This is a genomic window from Kitasatospora sp. NPDC093806, assembly GCF_040683335.1.
Classification (GTDB): Bacteria; Actinomycetota; Actinomycetes; order Streptomycetales; family Streptomycetaceae; genus Kitasatospora.
Genome location: NZ_JBFBDO010000202.1, coordinates 1 through 5645 on the forward strand (window position 1 = coordinate 1; position 5645 = coordinate 5645).

A 5645-nucleotide genomic window follows, 5' to 3' on the forward strand; every position below is an offset into this window, starting at 1 on the left:
CTCCGAACATGCACCCGAGGTCGACGAACTGGGACGACGACATCCGGCACTTCGTCGCGAAGATCCGCTCCGGCGCCGACTACGCCATCACCCAGCACCCCGCCATGGAACTGACCTTCCTCGGCGGCTCCTCCAACATCGGCCGCCGCCCGGCCGAACTGCACGCCAACCTGCGTATCGACCTGGGCCTGGGCATCGAGCCCGTCACCGAGGACAACGCCGACACCATCGCGAAACGCGTCGACGTCCTCTTCCTCGCCACCCCCGCCCCCGTCTCCGCCCGCCTCGCCGCCCTGCTCGCCGACCGCGTCCCCGCGATCGTCGACCTCTCCGGCGCGTTCCGCATCGCCACCCCCGAGCTCCACGACCGCTGGTACCCCAAGGCCCAGCGCCGCCCCGACCTCGCCGAACGCTTCGTCTACGGCGTCCCCGAACTCATCCGCGACCTCCTGCCCGACGCCCCCCTCATCTCCATCCCCGGCTGCTACGCCACCGCCCTCACCCTCAGCCTCGCCCCGCTGACCCTGGCCATGGGCCTGGACCTGAAGACCGTCGTCGTCGACGGCAAGTCCGGCTCCAGCGGCGGCGGCCTGCACCTGCGCACCGCCGACCTGCACCCCTTCCGCTCCGGCGCGATCGCCCCCTACGCGCCCACCGGCCACCGCCACGCCGCCGAGGTCGCCGACTTCCTGGAGCGTGCCAAGGGAGCGCGCATCGACTCCCTCACCATGTCCGCCTACGGCGTCTCCCACGTCCGCGGCCTGCTCACCAGCGCCTACGTGTTCACCGACCACCAGGTCGACCAGCGCGAACTCCAGCGCGCCTACACCCGCTTCTACAAGGAGCACCGCTTCGTGCGGGTACGCCGCCACGACGAGACGCTGATCCCGGTGCCCGACCCGCAGGCGGTGCTCGGCTCCAACTTCTGCGACGTCGTGCCCCTGCACGACAAGGACGGCGGCCGCATCGTCGTCCTCGCCGCCCTCGACAACCTCGTCAAGGGCGCCGCCGGCCAGGCCCTGCAGGCCGCGAACCTGCGCTTCCACCTGCCCGAGGAGACGGGCCTTGCGATGCAGCCGGTGATGCCCGCATGAGCACCCACACCACCCCCGCACACCCGGCCCCCCAGACGCCGGTGCCGGTGCCGACCGTCGTGAAGCTGGGCGGCAGCTGCCTGGACGACCTCGACGGCACCTGGTGGGACGACCTCGCCCGCCACGGCCGCGCCCACCCGCTGATCCTCGTCCACGGCTGGTCGCGCCCCCTGCGCGAGCTCAACCCCCTCTACGCCGGCCCGCAGGCCATCCTGCGCGACCGCTACGGCAACCAGAGCCGCTGGACCACCCCCGAGGTCATCGCCGACATCAAGACCGTCAGCGCCACCATGGCCGAGGACGTCTTCACCCGCCTGCGTGAACGCGGCATCACCGCCGAACGCCTGCTGGGCAGCGACGGCCTGGTCCAGGCCGGCCCCGGCGAGCGCTGGTGGTGGCGCGACAAGCAGCTCGTCGAACTCGACAACCTCGTCGGCCCGATCACCGGCGTCGACCCCGCCCCCCTGAAGAACCTCCAGGCGGGCCACGCCTACCTCGTCACCCCGCTGGCCCGCAACGAGGTGGGACAGGAGATCAACACCGACGCCGACCGCGCCGCGGCCGCGATCGCCGCCGCCGCCGGCGCCACCGACCTGGTCCTGGTCACCGACGTCGCCCACCTCCTGATCGACGGCGCCCCCGTCACCGCCATCAGCGACCGCGACGCGGCCGCGTTCCGCGACAAGGGCGCCACCGGCGGCATGCGCAAGAAACTGCGCGCCGCCGGCGAGGCCCTGGACGGCGGCGTGGAGCGCGTCGTCCTCGGCAGCGCCCTCGTCAGCGACCTGCTCGACGGCCGCACCGGCACCCGCATCACCCGCACCCACTGACCCACCCCGCACCCGCACCACCCCGCACCCACTGACCCACCCCGCACCCGCACCACCCCGCACCCACTGACCCACCCCGCACCCACCACCCGTACCGCGCCGGGCCCCCGGGCCACCCCCCGGGGCCGCCCGCACCCCGCGGGCGGGAGCCCGCATCCCGCCAGAAGGAGGCGAGAGAACACCGTGGCGAAAACCCGCGTCCTGGTCGTCAACAACGGCACCCTGTCCCTCAAGCAGCTGCGCACCCGCCTGGAGGACCTCGGCTCGGACACCGACGTCACCGACGCCGCGTCCGTGCCCGCCCGCCTGGACGGCCGCCATCAGGCGATCGTGCTCAGCGGCACCAAGGTCAGAGCGTACGACCAGGACTACTACAAGCCGCTCGTCGACCTCGTCATGACCACCCACGTGCCCGTGTTCGGGATCTGCGGCGGCATGCAGATCATCGCGGTCGCCAACGGCGCCCGCCTGGCCGACGGCCCCCAGCGCGTGGGCGGCCACGAGGTCCAGGTCGACACCGACGAGCCGATCTTCACCCACGTCAAGCCCACCGTGACGGTCTTCCACCGCCACACCCTCTACCTCCAGGAAGCCCCCGCCGGGTTCCGCTCCATCGGACGCTCCGAACACGCCCCCGTGGAGTTCCTGCGCTCCGACGACGGCCGCATCCACGGCGCCCAGGCCCACCTGGAGTTCCGCACCGACGGCCTGGAGATCCTGCGCGGCTTCGCCGCCCTCTACCAGTGACCGCACCCGCACCCGCACGCCCGTACGCATCCCGCATCCCGCATCACGGACCCGGCCCCCTTCCCGGCCCGGTCCCCACGAGCGACCCGATCCCAGGAGGGGCCATGAGTGACCCGACCCGCCCGCACCAGCCCGCCTTCACCGTCCACCTCAACGGCAGCGGCGGCACACTCAAGGGCTGGGTGGTCGTCGACTCCCTCGTCGACGGCCTGGCCATGGGCGGCACCCGGATGACCGGCGCCGTCAGCGAGGAGGAGGTCGCGGGCCTGGCCCGCGACATGACCGAGAAGTTCACCCTCGCCGGGCTGCGCATCGGCGGCGCCAAGGCCGGCATCGTCGCCACCGACGCCGACCGCGACCCCCACACCCGCGAGCAGACGTTCCGCACCTTCGGACGCACCGTCAAGCCCCTCCTGCACGGCGGCATCCACCTGGGCATCGACATGGGCGTCACCCCCGCCGACCGCGCCGTCTTCTTCGACGAGGCCCGCTACGACCCCCGCTACCGCCTCGGCGCCCCCGACATGCCCATCGACTGGCGCACCTACTACGAGCCCCTCATCGACTGCACCGGCCACGGCGTCGGCGTCGCCGCCCTCACCGCCCTGGAAGCCGCCGGGCGCACCGAGTCCGCCCGCGTCGTCATCCAGGGCTTCGGCGCCGTCGGCCGCGCCGTCGCCCGCTTCCTCCAGGACCGCGGCCACACCATCGTCGCCGTCGCCGACGTCCAGGGCACCATCAGCGCCCCGAGCCTGCCGGTCGCCGACCTCGCCGCCATCACCGACGACTTCGGCCGCATCGACCACACCCGCCTGCCCCAGCACGTCACCGTCACCACCACCCCCGACGCCTGGCTCGACGTCGACGCCGACCTGCTCGTCCTCGCCGCCCAGAAGCACGCCCTCAACGACGACAACGCCCACCGCCTGCGCGCCCCCCTCGTCGTCGAGGGCGCCAACATCGCCTCCAGCGCCCAGGCCCGCGAGAAGATCGCCGCCGGCGGCGCCACCCTCGTGCCCGGCGTCATCGCCAACATCGGCGGCGCCGGCTCCGCCGCCCTCGCCGTCACCCGCAAGGTCCCCTTCGACCTTCCCGCCGACGCCCGCAAGCAGTGGGTCTTCGACTGGGTCGCCGACCGCGTGCGCGTCAACACCCGCGACCTGCTCACCATCGCCGCCGCCCGCGCCGGCGACCCGCTGCCCGAACTGCTCGCCACCCGCCGCCAGGAGCTCTTCCGATGACCAGCACCCCCTCACCCGCCGACCGCCTCGCCGAATACCGCCGGCGCGGCTGGTGGCGCGACGACACCTTCCTCGACGACCTGCGCCGCCAGGCCCGCATCCGCCCCCGCAAACTCGCCATCGCCGGACGCCGCCTCGCCGAGGCCCGCACCGACACCCTCGACTACGCCGAACTCTCCCGCCTCACCGACCGCTTCGCCGGCGCCCTCCTCGAACTCGGCGTCCAGCGCGGCGACGTCGTCGCCGTCCAGCTGCCCAACCGCTGGGAAATGGTCCCCCTGATGTTCGCCTGCATGGCCGCCGGCGCCGTCATCTGCCCCATCGCCCCCGTCTGCCAGGAAGAGGAACTGCGCCACCGCCTCGCCCTGACCGAGGCCCGCGTCCACATCACCGTCCCCCACTGGGACGGCTACCCCCTCGCCGACACCCTCCAGGACCTGCGAGGCGAACTGCCCCTGGAACACCTCGTCGTTCTCGACGGCCACGCCCCCGACGGCGCCGTCGACTTCCACGACCACTTCGTCGCCACCCACTGGGAGAAGACCCGCATGGGCGCCCTCGAAGGACGCCAACTGCGCCCCGACGAGCCGTTCGTGGTCCTCTTCACCTCCGGCACCACCGGCTTCTCCAAGGGCGTCGTCCACTCCCAGAACACCGTCCACTCCGGCGTGCGCGGCTACGTCGACACCTTCCTGCTGCGCGACGACCTCGTCGCCGCCGTCACCACCCCCCTCGTCCACTACTCCGGCTTCGGCCAGGGAGTGCTGGCCGGCGTCATGCTGGGCGGCACCATCGCCTTCCAGGACGGCCCCGACCACGCCGGCCTGCTCGACCTCGTCGAACGCTACGGCGCCACCCTCCTCTACGGCCCCCCGCCCACCCTGACCGGCGTCGCCGCCGCCCAGCAGCGCGACCCCCACGACATCTCCTCCCTGCGCCACACCGTCACCGGCGCCGCCCCCGTCCTGCAGCACCTCGTCGACGAACTGCGCGACACCTTCGGCGCCCGCACCTACTCCGTGTGGGGCATGTCCGAGTTCGGACCCGTCACCATCAGCCGCCTGGACTACAACCAGGACTGGGCCGCCCACTCCCACGGCCGCCCCATCGACTCGATGGAGATCCGCATCGACGCCTGCCAGGACCCCACCCAGCGCGCCTGCGTGGGCCGCCTGCGGGTACGCGGCGCCTCCCAGGCCCTCGGCTACTACAAGCAGCAGGACGTCTTCGACGCCGACCTCATGGCCGAGGGCTGGTTCGACACCGGCGACGTCGCCCGCGAGGACGGCCGCGGCGGCATCCGCGTCCTGGGCCGCGCCAAGGACGCCATCATGCGCGACGGCATCGTCCTGCCCATGGCCGAACTCGAATCCGTCATCGCCGGCCACCCCAAGGTCGCCGACGCCGCCATCGTCGGACCCACCGGCCACATCGACGACACCATCCTCGCCGTCGTCGTCCCCGCCGGACCCGTCCCGCCCACCCTCGACGAACTGCGCACCCACCTGCGCCGCGCCGGCCAGGACGACCGCTTCCTGCCCGAACGGCTCGAGATCACCGAAGCCCTGCCCAAGACCCTCACCGGCAAGGTCCGCAAGATCGAACTGCGCCACCGCTACGCCGCCGGATAACCCCCCCCGCCGGAACCCTCCGGCACCCGCGGGCATCCCTGCGCCCGCCCCCGGCACCCCCCGGGCCGGCGCCGCCGGGCCCACCCCCCCAGGGCCCGCGGC

The 5645-nt window shown here is 73.3% G+C and carries 5 protein-coding genes; all 5 read left to right on the forward strand.

Annotation, left to right across the window (positions count from 1 at the left end; genetic code table 11):
• Nucleotides 1-8: 8 nt before the first annotated feature.
• On the forward strand, nucleotides 9-1094 hold the full coding sequence (argC, locus tag AB0N76_RS38845; protein WP_363565578.1) for an N-acetyl-gamma-glutamyl-phosphate reductase: 1086 nt from the start codon (nucleotides 9-11) through the stop codon (nucleotides 1092-1094).
• The gene (locus tag AB0N76_RS38850; protein WP_363565574.1) at nucleotides 1091-1924 is read left to right on the forward strand and encodes an acetylglutamate kinase; all 834 of its coding nucleotides are present in this window, start codon (nucleotides 1091-1093) and stop codon (nucleotides 1922-1924) included. Before argC ends, AB0N76_RS38850 begins: the two co-directional genes overlap by 4 nt.
• 183 nt (nucleotides 1925-2107) lie before the next feature.
• Nucleotides 2108-2671, forward strand: a complete 564-nt coding sequence (locus AB0N76_RS38855) for a gamma-glutamyl-gamma-aminobutyrate hydrolase family protein (protein ID WP_363565575.1) — start codon at nucleotides 2108-2110, stop codon at nucleotides 2669-2671.
• Nucleotides 2672-2775: 104 nt separating this feature from the next.
• Entirely contained in the window at nucleotides 2776-3912 is a 1137-nt protein-coding gene (locus AB0N76_RS38860; protein ID WP_363565576.1) for a Glu/Leu/Phe/Val dehydrogenase dimerization domain-containing protein, read from the forward strand.
• Nucleotides 3909-5543, forward strand: coding sequence for an AMP-binding protein (locus tag AB0N76_RS38865; protein ID WP_363565577.1), 1635 nt, complete (start codon nucleotides 3909-3911; stop codon nucleotides 5541-5543). Before AB0N76_RS38860 ends, AB0N76_RS38865 begins: the two co-directional genes overlap by 4 nt.
• Nucleotides 5544-5645 lie beyond the last annotated feature (102 nt).